The 20,749-nt window shown below is 67.3% G+C and carries 18 protein-coding genes; 11 read left to right on the forward strand and 7 right to left on the reverse strand.

The genetic code is table 11. The features are described from left to right. The gene (gene fmt, locus CR156_RS17370) at window positions 1-924 is read right to left on the reverse strand and encodes a methionyl-tRNA formyltransferase (protein WP_089237173.1); all 924 of its coding nucleotides are present in this window, start codon (window positions 922-924) and stop codon (window positions 1-3) included. A gap of 122 nt (window positions 925-1,046) precedes the next feature. After that, the gene (gene def, locus CR156_RS17375) at window positions 1,047-1,559 is read right to left on the reverse strand and encodes a peptide deformylase (RefSeq protein ID WP_025879059.1); all 513 of its coding nucleotides are present in this window, start codon (window positions 1,557-1,559) and stop codon (window positions 1,047-1,049) included. Window positions 1,560-1,687: 128 nt separating this feature from the next. Here def and CR156_RS17380 point away from each other — a divergent pair, with 128 nt between their 5' ends. The 9 genes from CR156_RS17380 to CR156_RS17420 all read left to right on the forward strand — a co-directional run bounded on the left by CR156_RS17380 (window position 1,688) and on the right by CR156_RS17420 (window position 11,768). Continuing rightward, a complete protein-coding gene (locus CR156_RS17380; protein ID WP_100553738.1) occupies window positions 1,688-2,815 on the forward strand; it encodes a LysM peptidoglycan-binding domain-containing protein in 1,128 nt (375 codons plus the stop codon). A 130-nt stretch (window positions 2,816-2,945) separates the two neighbouring features. Next, a complete protein-coding gene (gene dprA, locus CR156_RS17385; RefSeq protein ID WP_100553739.1) occupies window positions 2,946-4,073 on the forward strand; it encodes a DNA-processing protein DprA in 1,128 nt (375 codons plus the stop codon). 43 nt (window positions 4,074-4,116) lie between these two features. Beyond that, window positions 4,117-4,590, forward strand: coding sequence for a DUF494 family protein (locus CR156_RS17390; protein ID WP_025879062.1), 474 nt, complete (start codon window positions 4,117-4,119; stop codon window positions 4,588-4,590). Between the two features lie 40 nt (window positions 4,591-4,630). Then, the gene (locus CR156_RS17395; protein WP_100553740.1) at window positions 4,631-5,365 is read left to right on the forward strand and encodes a GYF domain-containing protein; all 735 of its coding nucleotides are present in this window, start codon (window positions 4,631-4,633) and stop codon (window positions 5,363-5,365) included. Between the two features lie 48 nt (window positions 5,366-5,413). Then, the gene (locus CR156_RS17400) at window positions 5,414-6,343 is read left to right on the forward strand and encodes an RDD family protein (protein WP_100553741.1); all 930 of its coding nucleotides are present in this window, start codon (window positions 5,414-5,416) and stop codon (window positions 6,341-6,343) included. Window positions 6,344-6,565: 222 nt separating this feature from the next. Continuing rightward, entirely contained in the window at window positions 6,566-9,064 is a 2,499-nt protein-coding gene (locus tag CR156_RS17405) for a DNA topoisomerase I (RefSeq protein WP_100553742.1), read from the forward strand. A 121-nt stretch (window positions 9,065-9,185) separates the two neighbouring features. After that, window positions 9,186-9,746 carry a Sua5/YciO/YrdC/YwlC family protein gene (locus CR156_RS17410; RefSeq protein ID WP_089237186.1) on the forward strand — a complete coding sequence of 187 codons (561 nt, stop codon included), beginning with the start codon at window positions 9,186-9,188 and terminating at the stop codon, window positions 9,744-9,746. Window positions 9,747-9,789: 43 nt separating this feature from the next. Continuing rightward, complete coding sequence (locus CR156_RS17415) at window positions 9,790-10,497, forward strand: hypothetical protein (protein ID WP_100553743.1); 708 nt, start codon at window positions 9,790-9,792, stop codon at window positions 10,495-10,497. A 533-nt stretch (window positions 10,498-11,030) separates the two neighbouring features. Then, window positions 11,031-11,768, forward strand: a complete 738-nt coding sequence (locus tag CR156_RS17420) for a hypothetical protein (RefSeq protein WP_100553744.1) — start codon at window positions 11,031-11,033, stop codon at window positions 11,766-11,768. A 48-nt stretch (window positions 11,769-11,816) separates the two neighbouring features. Here the strand turns inward: CR156_RS17420 and CR156_RS17425 are convergent, their stop codons facing one another. Continuing rightward, complete coding sequence (locus CR156_RS17425) at window positions 11,817-12,593, reverse strand: SDR family oxidoreductase (protein ID WP_025879399.1); 777 nt, start codon at window positions 12,591-12,593, stop codon at window positions 11,817-11,819. A 111-nt stretch (window positions 12,594-12,704) separates the two neighbouring features. Between CR156_RS17425 and CR156_RS17430 the strand changes: the two genes are divergently transcribed. Beyond that, complete coding sequence (locus CR156_RS17430) at window positions 12,705-12,908, forward strand: hypothetical protein (protein ID WP_100553745.1); 204 nt, start codon at window positions 12,705-12,707, stop codon at window positions 12,906-12,908. 86 nt (window positions 12,909-12,994) lie between these two features. On the opposite strand, the gene sppA is transcribed toward CR156_RS17430, so the two are convergent. The 4 genes from sppA to CR156_RS17450 all read right to left on the reverse strand — a co-directional run bounded on the left by sppA (window position 12,995) and on the right by CR156_RS17450 (window position 18,139). Continuing rightward, window positions 12,995-14,917: a signal peptide peptidase SppA gene (gene sppA / locus CR156_RS17435; RefSeq protein ID WP_100553746.1), complete on the reverse strand. Its 1,923-nt coding sequence runs from the start codon at window positions 14,915-14,917 to the stop codon at window positions 12,995-12,997. 115 nt (window positions 14,918-15,032) lie between these two features. After that, window positions 15,033-16,397, reverse strand: coding sequence for an MATE family efflux transporter (locus CR156_RS17440; protein WP_089237194.1), 1,365 nt, complete (start codon window positions 16,395-16,397; stop codon window positions 15,033-15,035). A gap of 181 nt (window positions 16,398-16,578) precedes the next feature. Further along, on the reverse strand, window positions 16,579-17,145 hold the full coding sequence (locus tag CR156_RS17445) for a DUF3106 domain-containing protein (protein ID WP_100462253.1): 567 nt from the start codon (window positions 17,143-17,145) through the stop codon (window positions 16,579-16,581). Further along, window positions 17,138-18,139: a hypothetical protein gene (locus CR156_RS17450; RefSeq protein ID WP_100553747.1), complete on the reverse strand. Its 1,002-nt coding sequence runs from the start codon at window positions 18,137-18,139 to the stop codon at window positions 17,138-17,140. The genes CR156_RS17445 and CR156_RS17450 overlap by 8 nt, the downstream gene beginning before the upstream one ends. 413 nt (window positions 18,140-18,552) lie before the next feature. Here CR156_RS17450 and CR156_RS17455 point away from each other — a divergent pair, with 413 nt between their 5' ends. Next, window positions 18,553-20,742: a primosomal protein N' gene (locus tag CR156_RS17455; RefSeq protein ID WP_165781006.1), complete on the forward strand. Its 2,190-nt coding sequence runs from the start codon at window positions 18,553-18,555 to the stop codon at window positions 20,740-20,742. Window positions 20,743-20,749 lie beyond the last annotated feature (7 nt).

Raw genomic sequence — 20,749 nt, forward strand, 5'->3', positions numbered from 1 at the left:
TCAAACCCCCACGCGCAGGTCACGGCGGGCATTGAGGTAGTCGGCGGCGGTGATTGCCTTGCCGCCTTCCCGCTGCAGCACGCGCAGGCGCAGCGCGCCCTGCCCGCAAGCGATGTCGATGCCCTCGCGGCCAGCGGCCAGCACCGTGCCCGGTGCCTGGCCATGCGCCACATCCAGCGCCACCGCGCCGTGGATGCGCACGCGCTCAGCGGCCAACAGTGCCTCGGCAATCGGCCACGGATTGAACGCACGCACCGTGCGCGCCAGCGCTTCTGCGTCCTGCGCCCAGTCCAGTTTTGCCTCGGCCTTGTCCAGCTTGTGCGCGTAGGTCACGCCCTGCTCCGGCTGCGGCCGTGCGATCGGCTTGATGCCGGCACGCAGCAGGCCCAGCCCATCGGACAGCACCTGCGCGCCGAGCTCGGCCAGCTTGTCGTGCAGCTGGCCACCGGTATCGGTGGCGGCGATCGGCAGCTCCTGGTGCAGCAGCACCGGGCCCGTATCCAGGCCTGCTTCCATCTGCATCAGGCAGATGCCGGTCTTCTCGTCACCGGCCTGGATGGCACGCTGGATCGGTGCGGCGCCGCGCCAGCGCGGCAGCAGCGAACCATGCACGTTCCAGCAACCGTGGGTCGGGATGGTCAGCACCGCCTTGGGCAGGATCAGGCCATAGGCCACCACCACCATCAGGTCCGGCTGCAGGTCACGCAACTGCTGCTGGGCCGCCTCGTCCTTCAGCGTTTCCGGCTGGTACACGGGAATGCCGCGGGCGACCGCTTCCAGCTTGACCGGCGAAGGCGCCAGTCCACGGCCGCGACCGGCCGGGCGATCAGGCTGCGTATAGACAGCCACCACCTCGTGATGACGCGCGGCCGCGCGCAGCGACGACACCGCGAATTCCGGCGTACCGGCAAAGACAATCCTCATGGCAACCCCACTTGCAGGATGAAATCGTGCAGGAAAAAAAACGGCGCCGTCGACCGGCGCCAGACAGCCCGCGCGTCACGCACAGGCGCGAGCCACCCCGAAAGGGCGGCCCGCAACAACCATCACGCCACGTGCTTGCGCTGTTTGGCCAGCTTCTTGCGGACCATCTCGCGCTTCAGCGGCGACAGGTAATCGATGAACAGCTTGCCGTCCAGATGGTCCATCTCGTGCTGCACGCAGACCGCCAGCAGGCCATCGGTGGTCAGTTCCTGCGGCTGCCCCTGGCGGTCCAGGAACTTGACGGTGATGGTGTCGGCACGGGTCACGTCAGCGAAAATGCCGGGCACCGACAGGCAGCCTTCCTGGTACACCTGGCCCCCGTCCTTGGCGACGATTTCCGGGTTGATGAACACGCGCGGCTCGTTCTTTTCTTCGCTCACGTCGATGACCATGAAGCGCTGGTGCACGTCCACCTGACTGGCAGCCAGGCCGATGCCGGGGGCGTCGTACATGGTCTCGAACATGTTGTCGAGCAGCTCCTGGAACGCCGGCGTGGTCACTTCGGCGGCATCGATCAACGCAGCCTTGGTACGCAGGCGCGGATCGGGGAACTCAAGGATGGGGAGTAAAGCCATGGCAGTTTCCGGGGTTGGGGCCGGGTTACGCCGGCATACGTCGCAGATTCTAGCTCCAACGCTTGCCTTGCGCCCCGGTTTCTGGACTATAGTGCGCGGACCTGTTGGGGAATCAGGGCTTCACACCTATGTTGCTTCGTTTTCGTACGGTCGTCGCCGCGGCGATGCTGACCGTGGCTGCCTATGCTACCGCCGTGGAAGTGAATGGCGGGCACCCGGACACCTATGTGGTCCGCAAAGGGGACACCCTGTGGGACATCGCAGGACGTTTCCTGCAGAAACCATGGCTGTGGCCGGAGATCTGGCAGGCCAATCCGCAGGTCGCCAATCCACACCTGATCTATCCCGGTGACGTCCTCAGCCTGGCCTACCTGGACCGTGTGACGGCCCAGCCCGGCCCGCGCCAGGAAGCCCCGGTGACCGGCGTGCCGCTGGCCCAGGTCGAGCCGTTCCTGAAGCAGCTCAGCGTGGTCGACAGCATCGAACAGCTGCCGTACGTGGCTGGCCTGGAAGACAACCGCCTGCGCGCCACCGGTGGGCAGACCGCCTATGTGCGCCTGGCCGACGCCCAGGTCGGGCAGCGCTGGGCCGTAGTCCGCCCGACCGTGCGCTACGCCCAGCCCAAGCCAACCGAGGACCTGACCGCCAACGGCGATGTCACCCCGGGCAGCGGCAATCTCTGGAAGGCCTTCAGCGCCCCCAACCACCGCCGTGGCGTACTGGGTTACGAGCTGGCACAGGTCGGCACCGGCACCATCACCAAGGTGGCCGGCGGCAAGACCGAAGCGTCGACCCTGGTACTGGACAACGCCAGCGGCGGCCGTGAAGTGCGTGCCGGCGACCGCTTGGTACCGGTCGAGGCCACGCCGTACGACCTGCAGTTCTTCCCGCATGTGCCCGCAGCAGGTGTGGAAGGCGTCGATGTGCGCGTACTGGCGGTCACCGACATGTTCAACGCCGGCGGCCCGCGCGATGTGATCGCGATTTCCGCTGGCCGCGCCCAGGGCGTGGACAACGGCACCGTGTTCTCGCTGTGGCGCCAGGGCAGCCACGTGGCGCACCGGATGAAGTTCCCGGGGTCCTCGCGCATGGACGACTCGACCAGCACGGGCGCCGGCCGGGTCAGCCTGCCGGATGAGTACGCCGCGCATGCCATGGTCTTCCGCACCTTCGACAACGTCAGCTATGCGTTGGTGATGCAGGGCGTGAAGCCGGTGCGTGTGGGCTACAGCGCGCTGCATCCGGACGCGAAATAATCCGGCGCCGGGCCCCGCCCGGCCTCGGCAGATGGCGCCGGCCGCATCGGCCGGCACTCCGGGATACCCTGACAGCAATACGCGAAGGCGCCCTAGGGCGCCTTTGTTGTGTGGGGCCGATAGTCGGGGGATGACTGAGCATGGACATGAGGCGCTGCTGCGCCTGTTGATCGCCGGTGGTTCCCTGGCACCCAGGCGCGCGCTGTTGCAGACCACCGGCAATGCGGATGCAGCGTTGGCACTGGGCGTTGCAGGCTGGCGTGCCCACGGCTGCACGCCGGAACAATGCGCTGCGCTGGAGCGTCCCGACACCCGCGCCCTCGCGCTTGCGCAGCGCTGGCTGCAGCAGCCGGATCATCATCTGCTGGCCTGCAACGATCCGGCCTTCCCGCCCCTCCTGCTCGATGCACCCAATCCGCCCCTGGCGCTGTTCGTTGCCGGGGATCCGGCCATCGCCTGGCGTCCCGCGGTAGCCCTGGTCGGCAGCCGTTCACCCACTCCCGCCGGGCGTGCCCTCGCCGCCCGGTTTGCCACCTGCTTCGTCGAGGCCGGGTTGGCCGTGACCAGTGGATTGGCGGCAGGTATCGATGCCGCCGCCCACCAGGCGGCGCTGGACGCAGGCGGCTGCACGCTCGCGGTGATAGGCACCGGCCCGGACCGCGCCTATCCCACCAGCCACACCCGTCTGCAGGCAAGAATCGCCGCCGAAGGTGTGGTGCTCAGCGAATACCTGCCAGGCACGCCCGCACGGCCGGGCCACTTCCCCGCGCGCAACCGGCTGGTGGCCGGGCTGGCCCTGGCCACGGTGGTGGTCGAGGCCGCGCAACGCTCGGGCGCCCTGATCACCGCCCGGCTGGCGGCTGAAGCGGGCCGTGAGGTCTGTGCGATACCCGGCTCGGTGCTCAATCCGCGCGCAGCCGGCTGCCACCGGCTCATCCGTGAAGGGGTCGCCCTGGTCGAACGCCCCGAGGAAGTGCTGGAACTGCTGGCCCCGGCATTGCGCCTCCAGCTTCCGGGCTTGCAAACCCGGCTTGCCACCCCCACTGAACAGGCAGCGCCGGCGGACCTGCCGGCATGCTGGGCGAACGACGCTGACTACCAGAGCTTGTGGCGGGCACTGGAGTACGACCCCATCAGTATGGATTCACTGATCACGCAGTGTGGATTGACGGCGTCGGAGGTGTCCTCCATGCTGCTGGCCATGGAACTTGCGGGGATCGTGGTGTGCGTACACGGCCGCTACTGTCGACGTCCCTAGTTTCTTCACCTCCACAGCGTCGCGCGACGCAGGCCGAGGGGCAATGAAAGAGAGCATCCTGGATGTACTGTTGTACCTGTTTGAACACTATTTCAGCGAAGATGCGGACCTGATCCGTGACCGCGACTCACTGCAGAATGGCCTGATCCAGGCCGGTTTCAGCCCCACTGAGATCAACAAGGCATTCGAATGGCTCGATGCCCTGGCAGCGCAGCGCCCAAGCGCGGCCCAGGCCCGGGTCGATGGCCCGGTGCGCATCTATCACGGCCCGGAGCTGGACAAGCTTGATGTGGAATGCCGTGGTTTCCTGCTGTACCTGGAACAGCACGGCATCCTGGATGCCGGCCAGCGCGAGCTGGTGCTGGACCGGGCAATGGCCCTGGATCAGGACGAACTGGACCTGGACGACCTGAAATGGGTGGTGCTGATGGTGCTGTTCAACCAGCCCGGCGCCGAGGCGGCTTACGCCTGGATGGAAACGCAGATGTTCGTGGACGAGCCAGAACCCCTGCACTGACCGTACACTTGGGGGCCGTGCGCATTCAGGAGCGTCCCCCGTGAGTGAGTGGTTCCATGCCGAAGGCAACCGCCAGCAAGGCCCGTTGCCCTCGGAACAGTTGATCGAGCTGTTCCGTAGCAACCAGATCACCCTGGACACCCTGGTATGGCGCGACGGCTTGCCGCAATGGAAGCCGTTGCGCAATGTGGTCGACGAACTGGGCCTGATCGTGCCCGCCGTTGATGCACCCGTCACTGCGGCACCGCCGCCGCCTGCCGCTCCTCTGCCGCCGACCCTGCCGCCTGCCTCTCCGTACGCGACCACGCCGATGGACGCTGCACCGGCCACGAAGAAGGGCCTGTCCGGCTGCGCGTTGACCGCCATCATCGGCGGCGTTGCCCTGCTGGTGGTGGTGCCGATCCTGGCCATCCTGGCGGCCATCGCGCTGCCGGCCTACAACGATTACACGATCAAGGCCAAGGTCGCCGGCGCGATCACCGCGCTGCAGCCGCTGAAGGACAAGGTGCAGCATTTCGCCGATGACCAGGGCCGTTGCCCGGGCGCCAACGACGCCGGTTTCCCGGCCGTGGACGAATTCGCGGGCCAAGGCCTGTCGGCCGTGCATATCGGCCGCTTCAACAATGGCCACTGCGGTATCGAAGCGACGCTGGCGTTTCCGGGCAAGAGCCAGGATGGCGACCTGCTGTGGCTCGAGTACGACCGCGACAGCGGACGCTGGGAATGCAGCGGCGAAAGCGACGACAAGTATCTGCCCACGCAATGCCGCGGCTGAGCCGCGCATCGGGCAACCCACCAAGGACGACCCAACAGGGGACATGCAATGACTGAGTGGTACTACGCTGAAGGACAGCAACGCCAGGGACCGCTGGAGGTCACCGAGATCCGCCAGCGTTTCCAGCGCGGCCAGTTGACCCTGGACACGCTGGTCTGGCGCGAAGGCATGGGACAGTGGGCACCGCTGCGGCAGATGGTGGACGAACTGGGCCTGCAGACCCTGGCCGATGCCAGCACCTCCACCGCGACCGGTGGCTTCGACCTGCGCAACGACTACGCCGCGATCGACAACGGCACCGCGCCACTGCCGGGCACCGGCGCCCTCAGCAGCTCGCCGTACACTGCGCCCGGTGCAGGCGGCGGTGACTATTCGCAGCCGGTGCAGGGCGGCGAAGTGGTCTATGCGGGCTTCTGGAAGCGCTTTGCCGCCTACCTGATCGACTATTTCGTCCTGCTGATTCCCAGCGGCGTGGTCGGTGGCGTGCTGGGCTTCGTGCTCGGCGCCGGCATGGGGGCGACCGGCAGCGGCGAAACAGCAGTGGAAGTGGTTACCCAGCTGATCAGTGGCCTGGCTGGCCTGTTCATCGCCGCCGCCTACTACGGCTGGTTCCATGCCTCCCGTGGCGGCGCCACCCTCGGCAAGATGGCCATCGGCATCAAGGTCGTGCGCGGCAACGGTGATCGCCTGACCCTGGGCCGCAGCATCGGCCGCTATTTCGCCACCATCCTCAGTGGCCTGACCCTGTGCATCGGCTACCTGATGGCCGCCTTCACCGAGCGCAAGCAGGGCCTGCATGACCTCATCTGCGACACCGTGGTGGTCGACCGCTGGGCCTACACCGACCAGCCGCAGCTGCAGCGTCGCGAGCTGGGCACGGTGACCATCGTGATCCTGGTGCTGGGCGGCCTGCTGATGCTGGCCGGTTTCGCCGCGATCATCATCGCCGTCGGCGTCATCGCCAACATGGCGTCCTGATCGGGGATCGAGGGCCAATGCGCCGTCGCAGACGGCCATCCTCACGCCTCCCTGCTTGACAATGGCAGGCCGGGCGTGATTCCTCTAATAAGGTGAAACCTGAACGCCCGGCACAGTCCCGGGCGTTCAGTTTATTGATTTGCCCGTGGCCGCTTCACTAATGCGGCCGTTTGCTCCACCCTAGCGGCCCTTCCCCGCGGCTTACCCACAGACCCTGCTGCCATGCCCAAGCACCTGCTCATCGTTGAATCGCCGGCCAAAGCCAAGACGATCAACAAATACCTCGGCAAGGACTACACGGTCCTGGCCTCGTATGGGCACGTGCGTGACCTGATCCCGAAGGAAGGCGCGGTTGACCCGGACAACGGGTTCGCCATGCATTACGACGTGATCGAGAAGAACGAAAAGCATGTCGATGCGATCGCCAAGGCCGCAAAGGGCGCCGACGACATCCTGCTGGCGACCGATCCGGATCGCGAGGGTGAAGCGATCAGCTGGCATATCGCCGAGATCCTGAAGGAGCGCGGGCTGGTCGGGGACAAGCCGATGCAGCGCGTGGTCTTCACCGAGATCACGCCGCGCGCGATCAAGGAAGCCATCAGCCAGCCGCGCGAGATCGCCAGCGACCTGGTCGATGCCCAGCAGGCGCGCCGCGCACTGGACTACCTGGTCGGCTTCAACCTGTCGCCGGTGCTGTGGCGCAAGGTCCAGCGCGGCCTGTCCGCAGGCCGCGTGCAGAGCCCGGCGCTGCGCATGATCGTCGAGCGCGAGGAAGAGATCGAAGCCTTCATCGCCCGCGAGTACTGGTCGATCGCCGCCGAGTGCGCGCACCCCTCGCAGCACTTCAACGCCAAGCTGATCAAGCTGGACGGGCAGAAATTCGAGCAGTTCACCGTCACCGACGGCGACACCGCCGAGGCTGCCCGCCTGCGCATCCAGCAGGCGGCACAGGGCGCCCTGCACGTCACCGACGTGGCCAGCAAGGAGCGCAAGCGTCGCCCCGCGCCGCCGTTCACCACCTCCACGCTGCAGCAGGAAGCCTCGCGCAAGCTGGGTTTCACCACCCGCAAGACCATGCAGGTCGCGCAGAAGCTGTACGAAGGCATGGACATCGGCGGCGAAGAAGGCACGGTCGGCCTGATCTCGTACATGCGTACCGACTCGGTGAACCTGTCGCAGGACGCGCTGGCCGAAATCCGCGACGTGATCGCCCGTGACTACGGCATCGCCTCGCTGCCCGACCAGCCCAACACCTACCAGACCAAGTCCAAGAACGCCCAGGAAGCGCACGAAGCGGTGCGTCCGACCTCGGCACTGCGTACCCCGGCCCAGGTCGCGCGGTTCCTGACCGACGACGAGCGCAAGCTGTACGAGCTGATCTGGAAGCGTGCAGTGGCCTGCCAGATGATTCCGGCCACGCTCAACACCGTCAGCGTGGATCTGTCGGCCGGCAGCGAGCACGTGTTCCGCGCCAGCGGCACCACCGTGGTCGTGCCCGGCTTCCTGGCTGTGTACGAGGAAGGCAAGGACAGCAAGAGCGCCGAGGATGACGACGAAGGCCGCAAGCTGCCGGCGATGAAGCCGGGCGACCGCGTGCCGCTGGAACGCATCGTGGCCGACCAGCATTTCACCCAGCCGCCGCCGCGCTTCACCGAAGCGGCGCTGGTGAAGGCGTTGGAAGAATATGGCATCGGCCGTCCTTCGACCTACGCCTCGATCATCCAGACCCTGCTGTTCCGCAAGTACGTGGAAATGGAAGGCCGCAGCTTCCGCCCGTCCGATGTCGGCCGTGCGGTATCCAAGTTCCTGTCCAGCCACTTCACCCAGTACGTCGACTACGACTTCACCGCCAAGCTGGAAGACGAGCTCGATGCCGTCTCGCGCGGCGAGGAAGAGTGGATTCCGCTGATGTCGCGTTTCTGGGGACCGTTCAAGGAACTGGTCGAAGACAAGAAGGAATCGGTCGACCGCGCCGAGGCCAGTGGTGCGCGCGAGCTCGGCACCGACCCCAAGACCGGCAAGCCGGTCAGCGTGCGCCTGGGCCGGTTCGGGCCTTACGCAGCCATCGGCAGCACGGCCGAGGATGCCGAGGACAAGCCCAAGTTCGCTTCGCTGCGGCCGGGCCAGTCGATGCACACCATTTCCCTGGAAGACGCGCTGGAGCTGTTCCTGATGCCGCGCGCGCTGGGTGAGGACAAGGGCGAGGACGTCAGCGTCGGCATCGGCCGCTTCGGCCCGTTCGCCAAGCGCGGCAGCACCTATGCCTCGCTGAAGAAGGAAGACGACCCGTACACCATCGACCTGGCGCGCGCCGTGTTCCTGATCGAAGAGAAGGAAGAAATCGCGCGCAACCGGATCATCAAGGAGTTCGAGGGCAGCGACATCCAGGTGCTGAACGGTCGTTTCGGCCCGTACATCAGCGACGGCAAGATGAACGGCAAGATTCCCAAGGATCGTGAGCCGGCATCGCTGACCCTGGCCGAAGTGCAGCAGTTGATGGAAGAAACCGGCAAGCCGGTGCGCAAGGGCTTCGGTGCCAAGAAGGCCGCCGCGAAGAAGGCCCCGGCCAAGAAAGCGGCAGTGAAGAAGGAAGCCGCGCCGAAGAAGGCAGCTGCCAAGAAGGCGCCGGCAAAGAAGGCGGCTGCGAAGAAGGCACCGGCGAAGAAGGCCGTGGCCAAGAAGGCACCGGCAAAGAAGGCCGTCAAGAAGGCTGCCAAGTAGATCCACGCCATGCGTGGATGATCTGCCAAGGTGTGCGGACCAACGGTCCGCACCCACTGCTCCACCCGTTGTGCACGCAGCGGGGGGATAATGAAGGCCCACGCCGGGCCCGGTCGCCGCCATGAAAGAACTCACGCTGGACACCGCAGTCGCCACGCTTCGCAGTGGCGGGGTGATCGCCTACCCGACCGAAGCAGTCTGGGGCCTGGGGTGCGACCCTTCGCATGAGGCAGCGGTGCACCTGCTGCTGCGGCTGAAGCAGCGCCCGATCGAGAAAGGCATGATCCTGGTGGCTGCGGAACTGTCGCAGTTGCAGGGCTGGGTGCGCCTGCAGGCGCTGCCCGATGCACGCCAGCGCGCGGTGCTTGCCAGCTGGCCCGGCGCCAACACCTGGATCCTGCCCGCGGGCGCGCGCGCGCCCGGCTGGATCACCGGCGAACACAACGGCATCGCGGTACGGATCAGCGCCCACCCGCTGGTCGCAGCACTGTGCCAGGCCTGGGGAGGTCCGCTGGTCTCCACCAGCGCCAACCTCGCAGGCGAGCCCCCCGCGCGCAGCCGCGAAGAGCTGGACCCGCGCCTGCTGCGCCTGCTCGACGGCATCCTCGATGGGCAGACCGGCGGCCTGGCCCAACCCACGCCGATCCGCGACGCGCTCAGTGGCAACGTACTGCGCTCCTGACAGGCTGATTGCGCCGGCGTTGCCGATCGCGCACGCTGCGCCCATGACCCTGCTGCGCCCTGTCCTGTGCCTGGCCCTGCTGCTGCCGTTGCCGGCACTTGCCGCTGACGACGTGCGGGTCTACCGCTGCGTCGGCAGCAATGGCGCCGTCGCCCTGCAGGACAAGCCCTGCACGGCCGGCCGCCAGGAAGTGCGCGACCTGCAACGTCCACGCGATCCGCCGCCGCGAGTGGTCAGCACCGATGCCGCAGTGCCCGCACCGGCGCAGACATCGCCGATGCGCGAGCGCGAGGTGCGCCATGTCTACATCCAGCCGCCACAGCCGATGTACGAATGCGTGAGTGAAGACGGCGACCGCTACACCAGCGACAACAACGAAGGGAATCCGCGCTGGGTACCGCTGTGGACGACCGTCTGGTATCCGCATGGTCATCCTGGCGGCGGGCGACCCGGGCCGCATCCAGGGCCGCGCCCGGCCGGTAGCGGCAGCACCATCGGTGCCCCCATCGGCGGCGGGCCGCCGGTGTATCGCCCGCCGTCAGTGGGCGTCGGCGTCAACGTGCCTGCCGGCAACATCCTGGTTCGCGATACCTGCCACGCCCTGCCGCCGCAGGAAGTGTGCGCACGCCTGCGTGACCGTCGCTGGGAACTGGACCGGCGCTACAACAGCGCACTGCAGAGCGAGCGCACCGCGATCAGCAACGAGCAGCGCGGCATCGATGCACGGCTGGCGCAGGACTGCGGCGGCTGAGCCCTGCGCCGGAGCCTGTGCCGCGCGCTTTGGTAGACGCCCACCTTGGTGGGCACTGGCAGACAGCAGTGCCAACCAAGGTTGGCAACTACCAAGGCATGTGAGCCCTGCGATGAGGGCTGTGCCCCGCGCTTCGGTAGAGGCCCACCTTGGTGGGCGCTGGCAGACAGCGGTGCCAACCAAGGTTGGCAACTACCAAGGGGTGTGAGCCCTGCGCTGAGGGCTGTGCCCCGCTTTGGTAGACGCCCACCTTGGTGGGCGCTGGCAGACAGCGGTGGCAACAAAGGTTGGCAACTACCAAGGCGTGTGAGCCCTGCGCTGAGGGTGCCGCGCTTTGGTAGAGGCCCACCTTGGTGGGCGCTGGCAGACAGCAGTGCCAACCAAGGCTGGCAACTACCAGGGCATGTGAGCCCTGCGATGAGGGCTGTGCCCCGCGCTTTGGTAGAGGCCCACCTTGGTGGGCGCTGGCAGACAGCGGTGCCAACCAAGGTTGGCAACTACCAGGGCATGGGCCACGGCTGTAGGCTGCTCGCATGAGAAGACTGATCTGGCTGGCCATCGGCCTGTTGCCCGGCAACGCGTTGGCCGATGACATGGTGATCTACCGCTGCACCTCGGCCAGCGACGTGCAGACCATCCAGCGCATGCCCTGTCCCGACGGCAGCACGCAGCGCGTGCAGCGGGTGGCCGATCCGGCTCGGACGGCGCCCGTCGCTGCCACACCGGAAGTTCCGCCACCCACTCCCCGGGGCTTGCCTGCTTCGCCCCCCACCTCAACGCCCAGCGTGCCCACTGCCGCGTCGGCCAGCCCGCGCGCCGGCGAGGAACGTCCGATCATGGAAGCCCGCATGGTCGACAGCGCAGAGGGAGACACCATCCTCGACAGCGCGACGCTGCACCAACGCGGTGATGGCGCTGCAACGGACAAGGACGCGCCAGCAAAGCCTCCGTTACCGGCGATCTTCCAGTGCGTTGACACGCAGGGCGCTTCCTACCTGCATGAGTACGAGGCTGCGCCAGGTCGCTGCGAACTGTTGAACATACAGGGCCTGGGCGGGGCAACACCGGTCAACGCCGCCAGTTGCGAGGTGGTCAGCGACCGCTGCACGGAAGTGGCCGAAGCACAGCGCTGCGGCAGCTGGCAACAGCGCTTCCGCGATGCACGCGGTCGCGAGCGGTTCGTCGCACCGGAGAATCAGCAGACGGCGCGCGGCGAACGCGAGCGCCTGCAGGCCGTGCTGGAAGCCAGCAATTGCCCAGTGCCCGAGTGAGGCATCCACGCATGGCATGGATCCCTCATCCGCGGTGATCGGCTGCGATCAGAACCCGTAACGCAGGAAGCCGCCATCCACCGCGATGCATTCGCCGGTGACATAGCTCGATGCCGGCAGGCACAGGAAGCCCACCGCCGAGGCCACTTCTTCCGGCTCACCGATGCGCCGCATCGGCGTGCGCCCGATCACTTCTTCGTAGTAGTCGGTATCGGACAGCGGGCCGGAGGTGCGACGGGTGCGGATGTACCACGGCGCCACGGCATTGACCCGGATGCCATCCTCGGCCCACTCCACCGCGAGGTTGCGGGTCATCTGGTGCATCGCCGCCTTGGTCATGCCATAGACCACGCCACTGCGCACATGGGTCAGGCCGGACACGCTGCCGACGTTGACGATGGCCGATGACGCGTGGCGCGCGAGCAACGGATGCGCATAGCGCGACAGTTCGAACGCCGAGAACAGATTGGTTTCGAAAATGCCACGCCACTCGTCTTCGGAGTACTCCGTGGCGGGCTTGGTGATGTTGCCACCGGCATTGTTGACCAGGATGTGCAGGCCATCGGCGTGGTCCTCGACCCAGTCCAGGATCTGCCGGCGGTCTTCGTCGTCGGACACATCGGCGGCCAACGCGTGAACCTGGTGCTGCGGATACACATCCAGCAGTTCGTCGCGGGCACTCTCCAGCATATCCAGGTCGCGGCCGACGATCATCAGATCGGCGCCGAGACCGGCCAGTTCATGCGCGATCGCCAGGCCGATACCGGCGCTGGCACCGGTGATCAGGGCCGTCTGCCCATCCAGGCGCCACCGTTGCTGGGTCATATGTCCTCCGGGGCCGCGCCCACTGTGTTTCGATGCGGCAAGGATACGCGCTCACGACCGCCCCCCGTCCGTGATGCGACACTGGCCCCACATCCCTCGTGGAGAGCTGCCATGCGCGTCCTGATTCCCGTCCTGCTGTCGGCCGCCGTGCTGGCCGGGTGCCAGCGCCCTGCACCGCCGAATCCGGAACGACCGCCGGAACCGCAGGCATTGGCCAAGGCAGTCAAGCAACCACTGGACCGTGCCAAAGGCGTGCAGAAGACCATGGACGAGGCGGCCGAACGCGAGCGCAAGGCAGAGGCCGACGCGCAGTAGATCCCCGCATGCAACAACGCCCGGCCAAGGCCGGGCGTTGTGCGTTCAGTAGATCCACGCCATGCGTGGACATCGCTGATCGGGAATCAGAACCCGCAGAAGCAATACGCCAGCGACTTCACCGGTGCACCGTTGCCCTTCTCGCGGGCCGCGTTCTCAACGAAGCGCAGCTGCGTATCGATTTCCGGCATCGTGCGCGCCAGCATCATCCGGCCCACGCCGGAATCGGCCAGCATCCAGGCGCCGGCGTGGCTGCCAGCGAAGCCGCTGACGAACTGCGCGAACGGCGTCGCCGCCTTCTCGATGTAACGCACACGGTACTTGTCGGTCGCACCCAGCTTGGCCCGACCGGCAGCGTCAGCCACGGCGTCCTTCAGGCCACCGAAGGCATCGACCAGACCGCGCTCCTTGGCCTGCGCACCGCTCCAGACACGCCCGCGAGCCACTTCGTCGATCGCCTCGACCGGCTTCTTGCGGGCCTCGGCGACACGGCCGGTGAAATCGGCATAACCCTTGTTGATCACCGACTGGATGACCTGGCCCACCGCCGGATCCATCGGCCGGGTGACATCGAAGGCACCGGCGAAACGGGTGGTGCCGACGCCATCGGTGTGCACGCCGAACTTGTCCAGCGCACGGCTGAAGTTCGGGATCATGCCGAAGATGCCGATCGAACCGGTGATGGTCGACGGATCGGCATAGATGCGATCGGCGTTCATGCTGATCCAGTAACCACCGGACGCAGCGAGGTCGCCCATGGACACCACCACCGGCTTGCCCGCAGCCTGCAGGGCCACCACTTCGCGACGGATCTGCTCGGAGGCGTAGACTTCGCCACCGGGCGAATCCACACGCAGCACCACGGCCTTGACGTCGTCATCGTCGCGCGCCGCACGCAGCAGCGCCGAGGTCGATTCACCACCGATGCGGCCGGCCGGCAGATCACCGCCGCTGATTTCACCGGAGGCCACGATGACCGCGACCTGCGGGCGCGAATCAACCGGGTTGCGGCGCGCATCGAGCTGGGCCATGTAGGTGCCGAAATCGATGTTGCGGAAACCACCGTCGGCGTCTTCATCGGCCACGCCGCGCTCGATCATCAGATCCTCGAATTCCTCGCGGGTCTTCAGCGCGGTCACCAGCTTCTGCTGCAGGGCGAACTTGGCCAGGTCGCCACCAGCGGCAGCCACACCTTCAGGCAGGGTATCGATGCCGGCCGCCAGCTGCGCCGGATCCAGGCGGCGGGCCTTGGCGATGTCGCCGAGGTAGCGCTGCCACACATCGTTCATCCAGAACAGATCGGCTTCCTTGGAGGCCGGCGACGCCGCGTCGAGCACGTACGGCTCGGCGGCCGACTTGTACTCGCCCACCTTGAACAGGTGCACGTCCACGCCCAGCTTGTCCTGCAGGCCGGTACGGAAGTACTGGCGGTAGCGGCCCAGGCCTTCCAGCACCACCGACCCCATCGGGTCCAGGTAGACCTCGTCGGCCTGTGCGGCCAGCAGGTACTGCGACTGCCCCATGCTCTCGCTGAAGGCGACCAGCTGCTTGCCCGAAGCGCGCAGTTCCTGCAGCGCAGCGGACACTTCGCGCAGCGAGGCGAAACCGGACGGCTGCAGCTTGTCCAGTTCCAGCACCACGCGCTCGATCTTCTTGTCATCGCGCGCGTTCTCGATCACCCGGATCAGATCGCGCAGCTGCACTTCCTCGGCACCGTTGTCACCAACGGCCTTGGCCAGCGCGCGGCTGACCGGATCGGCGCTGTACTGCTCGACCAGGCGGCCTTCCGGCGCGATCACCAGGGTGGTGCGGTCCTGCAGCGCCTTGCTGGCGCCAGCGCCCATGCCCGCAGCGACGATGAACATCACCAGCACCAGCAGCAACAGGCCGAAGAACACCAGGTTGAGGATCAACCGGCGGGTGAAATTCATCACGTCCCACAGCCCGATGAAGAAGCTGGCGACAGGATTGCGGTTCGCCGGGGGCAGCGGCGGCACGGGTTGGTTCATGGAGCACTCCGGATGGCTTCTTGCCGTGGTAACAGCATAGCCGGTGCCGCGTGAGGCGGCATCGGACACAAGTCAGGGGATCGCCAGTCACGGTTGCCCATGACAGGGGGGGGTATCAGGCCAGCGTGGACTGGCCCAGGCGTTTGCTGCTGCGGTTCAGGCGCCAGCCCATCAGGATTGCTGCGGCGGTCAGGCCGACGATCAGGCCGATCCACATGCCCTGCGGGCCCATGCCCAGGCCGAGGCCGAGCCCGGCGCCCAGCGGCATGCCCAGGCCCCAATAGGCGAACATGGCGATGAACATCGGCACGCGGGTGTCCTTCAGTCCGCGCAGCGCACCGGCCGACAGCACCTGTATGCCATCGGGGAACTGGAAGGTGGCCGCGTACAGCAGCAGGGTCGAGGCCAGACCGGCCACGGCCAGGTCGTTGGTGTAGACGCCGACGATGGCGTCGTGGCCGAACAGCAGCGCCGCCGCCGACAGCGTCTGCGTACCCATGATGATCGCGTAGCCGGCCCACGCCGCACGGCGCACGCCGAAGCCATCGCCACGGCCGACCGCATGGCCGACCCGCACGGTGGTCGCCTCGGCCACGCCCATCGGGATCATGAAGCACAGCTGCGCCACGTTGATCGCGATCTGGTGCGCGGCCGCTTCATTGGCACCCAGGCGACCGATCAACAGTGCGGTGACGATGAACAGGCCACCTTCCATCAACACGGTGATGCCGATCGGCAGGCCGGTGCGCAGCAGGTCCCAGATCGCTGACCAGCGCGGTCCCTCGAAATGCGAGAACAGCTGCAGGTGGGCAAAGCGCTTGGTGAACCACAGGTAGGTACCGAAGGCGATCGCCTGCAGCCACATCATCACCGCCGAGGCGATGCCCAGGCCTTCGGCGCCCATTTCCGGGAAGCCCAGCTTGCCGTTGGCCAGCACGTAGCCCATCGGCGCCAGCACCAGCAGGCCGCCAAAACCGAGCAGCATGGTCGGCAGCGTCCAATGCATGCCTTCACTGAGATAGCGCATGCAGAAGTACAGGGTCAGCGCCGGGCCACCCCAGCGCACCGCATGCAGGAACGCCGTTGCGCCCGGCACGATGTCCGGAGCGATGCCGAAGGCCGGCAGCAGCGGCGGCACCACGGTGAGGAAGGTGAACATGATCAGGCCCAGGCCCAGCGCCAGCCACAGTGCCTGCCGGAACAACGGGCCGATCTCGCGCTCACGGCCGGCGCCATGCAGCTGCGACACCGAGGCGGTGAGTGAGATCAGCGTGCCGATCGGGATCAGCATCGGCAGCCACAGCAGCGCGGTGCCGATGGTCACCGCGGCCAGGGTGGATGTCGCATGGTGGCCGGCAATCACGTTGTCGACGAAGGAGATCAGACCGGTGGAGACGTGCCCGAGCACAAGCGGCAGGGCAAGCAGACCGGTGGCGCCGACTTCCTTGCTGAAGCGCGGCGTGGAGGTTGCAGTAGACATAAGGTGCTTGACGCGAACTACGGTTGCGCGCGAAGGGCACAGGCACCGGGTTGCGGCCGGCCATCTTACGCGCGCTGGGCGGCCATTCCCATGACTGCCCCATAAAGGGGACGGAGGGAATTAAGTCGTATCCGGCACAGTCGGGCCTGAAATGACTTGATTCCCTCCGTCCCCTTTTTGCTTACTGCCCGGCCTGGCGCTTGAGCCAGGTGTCGCGTTCGGCGGCGGGGACGGTGAGGAATGCGCTGCGTACGCTGTCGCGTTCCTGCGGCGGCGTGCGCTGCGCGACCAGGGCCAACTGTGCCAACTGCGCAGGGCTCAGCTGGCGCAGCACGGCAAGGACCGCGTCGCGCTGTTGCGGCGGCACGAAACCGAACAGGCCGTGCAGCTTGGGGAACTCGGCGCCCAGTTGCGGGCCCAGACGCCAGCCTTCGCGGAAGGCCTGGTCCTGTGCCAGGAACTGCGTGCGCAGGCGCTGCTGCTGATCGGCCGGCAAAGCGGCGAAACGGCTGGCGGCCTGACGGATGCGTTCGCGCTCACCCTCTGGCAGGGCCCGCCACGCGGCGTAGTCGCTGCGACGCTGACGTTGCTGGGCGGGATCGAGTTGTGCGAATGCCGCCGCTGCGGTGGGCGCGACCGCCGACGGTGTTGCCGAGGGTGCGGGCAGCGGCACGTTCAACGATTGCGGAGCAGCCGCCAGCGACAGCGGCAAGGCCAGCAGCAGGCCGGCGAAGAGGAGCTTATTCATCGGCAGCAGAGGTTTCCAGCGCTGCGCCGACCGGTTCCGGGCGGGTCGGCTTGGGTTGTGACTCGTCCACCGGCAACGGGCCACCGGCAGCACTCCAGGCATGCATGTCGGCCTCGGCCAGCAGCGGGTAGTCGCGGTCGGCCAGCATGGCGGCATCTTCGCTGGCCTGCGCATCGCCGCCTGCAGCGGGGCGGACATCGCTGGCGGGCAGTGCCTCGACGGTGACCGGCCCGGCCTCACCCACCACGCCCTCGGGCAAGGGGCCATCGGCAGTCAACGCGCGGCCCTGCCAATGGCGCCAGCCCAACGCAGCCAGCAGCAACACCGCCACGGTGATCAACAGGATCACCGGGCCACGCCAGCGCGGCTTGGCATTGGGGCGACGACGCTTGCCGCTGGCAGGCGCGCGTTCGTCGCGCGGCGGCGCACGCCAACTGGAGGCCGGCGCCTGGTTGTTGGCCGCTGGCGCGGACGGTTGCGCCAGCTGCTGCAGGCGCTTGGCCGGCAGGTCGCGGATACGCAGCTGCACCTGTTCGGCCAGCGTCCGCCATGCGGCGGCATCGGGCTGGCCATTGGCATCGCGTGGGCAGGCCGTGGCCAACAGGCGTTGATAACCCTCCTCGTCGACATCCAGAACGCGGGTGGCGATGCCCTCGTCCAGGCTGCCGCCTACCCGCAGCAACAGAGCCAGCCGCGGCAGGGGGGCCATGTCGCCCAGCGCGGCCAGCGACGGCGGCCACTGACCGGTGGTCGGCTCGCGCAGCGCCTGGCGCTGGCCCAGCAGGGTCCAGAAGCGGCCGGGCCACTGCGCCATCGGCAGGTCGCTGGCGACGGCGGCGAAGGCGCGCATCACCGCCACCAGCGTTTGTTCGGCACGGGCGGGGTCGCCGCACTGCAGTTCGGCCACGACCAGGGCACGGCGTTCGACGCCACGCAGAAATGCCGACAGCGCGCCGGCCGCGGTCGAGGAAACAGGGGCGGGCACAGCCGTCATCGGTCACTCCAAAGGTCTATCGGCATGATAGCGGCAGCCCATCGCTGCCCGGCAGGCTTGCGATTCCAGACACTTCATGCTGCAGGTTGTGCACAGCATCACGCGGGAACCGGGCGATTCCTCGATGAATGGCTGAATTCACCCTGTTTCAGCAATGTTTCACACTTAAGTTATTGATTTACATATAATTTAAAGTGTGGCTATTTTTTGACCAACCCAAGCGTGAGGCCGTCGCCATCGGCCTCATGCGGCGCCACGAGCCGCTAACGCACAGACTTATCCACAGAAGATGTGGATAAGACTGAATCTCCAATAGACACCGATATTTAGGTGACATTTATGATTCGCCGACGGGCGTGTCAGTCGCATTTACCTCTGCCATGCGCCCTCGCAGGGGCCGTTACACTGACCCGATGCTCGTCCCCGATTCCGGCCCCGTCCCGACCCTGCAGGTCGCCCTGCCCGTCCCCCTGCCGCGCCTGTTCGATTACCTGCCGCCGCAGGGCGAAGGTCCGACGGTGGCGGTCGGCTGCCGGCTGAAGGTGCCGTTCGGCAACCGCGAACTGATCGGCGTGGTGGCCGGCCACGGGCAGGCCGAGGACAGCCAGGGCCTGCGCCAGGCGCTGGCCTGGTGTGACACCGCGCCGCTGCTGCAGGGCGAGCTGTGGCAGAGCCTGCAGTGGCTGGCCCGCTATACCCACGCCCCCCTGGGCGAGGTGCTGAGCACCGCCCTGCCCGGCCCGCTGCGGCACGGCGAACCGCTGCCCGATACCCATCACTGGGGCTGGCAGCTGACACCGGAGGGCCGCGCCCAGCGCGAAAAGCTGCGCGCCGGCAGCCGACCACGGCAATTGGCCGAGCTGCTGGCCGACGCGGTGGTGGACGAGGATGTCCTGTCCGCGCGCATGCAGGACTGGCGGGTGGCCGCACGCAGCCTGGGCAAGCGCGACCTGGCCGAGCGCATCGCCCTGACCGTGGCGCCGCAGCACGCTCAGCCCCTGCCCGGCCCCACCCTCAATGCGGAGCAGGCCGAGGCCGTGGCCGCGATCACCGCCGCCGAAAGCTTCCAGGCCTTCCTGCTGGACGGGGTGACCGGCAGCGGCAAGACCGAGGTCTACCTGCAGGCAATCATCCATTGCCTGGCGCAGGGCAGGCAGGCGCTGGTGCTGGTGCCCGAGATCGGCCTGACCCCGCAGACCCTGGCGCGCTTCCGCGGCCGTCTCGGCATTGCCGTGCACGCGCTGCACTCGGGGCTGACCGACAACGAACGCGCGCGGGTCTGGGCCGCGGCCTCACGCGGCGAAGCGCGGGTGATCGTCGGTACGCGGTCAGCGGTGTTCATCCCGCTGCCGCAGCCCGGCCTGTTGATCGTCGACGAAGAGCATGACGGCAGCTACAAGCAGCAGGACGGCATCCGCTACCACGCGCGCGATTTCGCCCTGGTGCGGGCCAAGGCGCAGGGCGTTCCGGTACTGCTGGGCAGCGCCACGCCCTCATTGGAAACCCTGCACAACGCCTACGCCGGCCGTTATGCGCACCTGCGCCTGAAGCAACGTGCCGGTGATGCCCGACCGCCGCGCGTGCGCATCCTCGATGTCCGCAAGCGTCCGCTGCGCGATGGCCTTTCCGCCGACGTACTGGCCGGCATCGGCGAACACCTGCAACGTGGCCAGCAGGTGCTGGTGTTCAAGAACCGGCGCGGCTATGCGCCGGTGCTGCTGTGCCACGACTGCGGCTGGACCGCGCCCTGCAACCGCTGCGACGCACCGATGACCGTGCATGGCGGTGGCCGTCGCCTGCAATGCCATCACTGCGGTGCGCGGCAGCCGGCACCACTGGCCTGCCCCGCCTGTGGCAGCCTGGCGCTGCAGCCACAGGGCATCGGCACCGAGCGGCTGGAAGAACACCTGGTCAGTGCCTTCGCCGATTTCCCGGTGGTGCGCATCGACCGCGGCACCACCGCACGTCGCGATGCGCTGGAGCAGCAGCTGGCCAAGCTGGGCAACGAACCCGGCATCCTGGTCGGCACGCAGATCCTGGCCAAGGGTCACGACCTGCCCAAGCTGACGCTGGTGGTGGTGGTGGGCATCGACGAAGGCCTGTTCTCGGCTGATTTCCGCGCCAGCGAAAAACTGGCGCAGCAGCTGATCCAGGTGGCCGGCCGCGCCGGTCGCGCGCGCGATCCGGGCGAAGTGTGGTTGCAGACCCATCATCCGGGTCATCCGCTGCTGGAGACGCTGGTGAACGGTGGCTACCACCCGTTCGCGCAAGCTGAATTGAACCAGCGCGGGGCGGCGGGTTTTCCACCGTTCGCGCACCTGGCGCTGATGCGCGCCGAAGCGCAGCAGCTGGAGCATGCCAATGCATTCCTGCTGGCCGCGCGGAAACTGCTGGGCGAGCAGAACGTGGTTGAGGCCTATGGGCCGATGCCGGCGCCGATGCCACGCCGTGCCGGCTATCAGCGCACGCAGTTGTTGTTGTCGGCAGCGCAGCGGCCACCGCTGCACGGGGTGCTGGCACAGCTGGTGCCGCAGCTGTACGCGCTGCCGGAGGCACGCAAGGTGCGCTGGTCGCTGGATGTGGATCCCACCGACCTGTATTGATCGGCAG

The sequence above is a fragment of the Stenotrophomonas lactitubi genome, from assembly GCF_002803515.1.
GTDB classification, from domain to species: Bacteria; Pseudomonadota; Gammaproteobacteria; order Xanthomonadales; family Xanthomonadaceae; genus Stenotrophomonas; species Stenotrophomonas lactitubi.